This is a genomic window from Aerococcus sp. L_32, assembly GCF_050689315.1.
Genome location: NZ_JBOEQF010000956.1, coordinates 1 through 712 on the forward strand (window position 1 = coordinate 1; position 712 = coordinate 712).

2 protein-coding genes are annotated in these 712 nt (G+C 33.7%); both read left to right on the forward strand.

Features of this window, described 5'->3' with window-relative positions; all coding sequences use genetic code 11:
- The coding region (gene smpB / locus ACRCJ0_RS17585) for an SsrA-binding protein SmpB (RefSeq protein ID WP_431391440.1) at positions 1–333 on the forward strand (333 nt) is incomplete at its 5' end.
- Positions 334–575: 242 nt separating this feature from the next.
- Positions 576–712 (forward strand): fructose-bisphosphatase class III (locus ACRCJ0_RS17590; protein WP_431391442.1); only part of this gene is annotated, 137 nt, incomplete at its 3' end.

The following is a 712-nucleotide window of genomic DNA, read 5'->3' on the forward strand; positions in this document are numbered from 1 at the left end:
TCACGCTTGAATTTAAAAGATGGGTTCGCAAGAATCGATCGCGGAGAAGTCTGGATGTACAATGTCCATATTTCCGAATTTGAGCAGGGGAACATGTTTAACCATGACCCACTACGCCCACGTAAACTTTTATTGAAGAAGGCTGAAATTAATAAGTTACTAAAAGAGACACAAAGGGAAGGTCATACCCTAGTACCACTAAAAGTTTATATTAAACGCGGTTACGCAAAAGTGCTATTAGGCGTAGCTGAGGGTAAGAAAAAATATGATAAGCGTCGTGCTTTAAAAGAGAAAGATATGAAACGAGAAGCGCAACGAGCATTGAAAATTTAATCAGGAAGCATACCTATGTGAAAAACTGCAAAGTTTATGGGTATGCTTTTTTGCTATTTTGTCATTAGTTAATGATAGCAAGTTAATAGATTATTTAATATAATTATAAAAGCAAATTAAGAAGGACTTAAATAGCCAATTTTTTGAAAAAATCTCATGAATTTGTTAGAAATAGTAATATTGCAATTTTTATCTTCTGCGAGACATGGTATGATGGTTGAAAGAAAGTGAGTGAAGTAGTGATGGACTACAATGAACGTTATTTATTATTATTATCTGAGCAATTTCCAGATATTGCCTCAGTAACAACAGAAATCATTAATCTAGAAGCGATTATGGAATTACCTAAAGCCACAGAACATTTTATTAGTGACCTCCA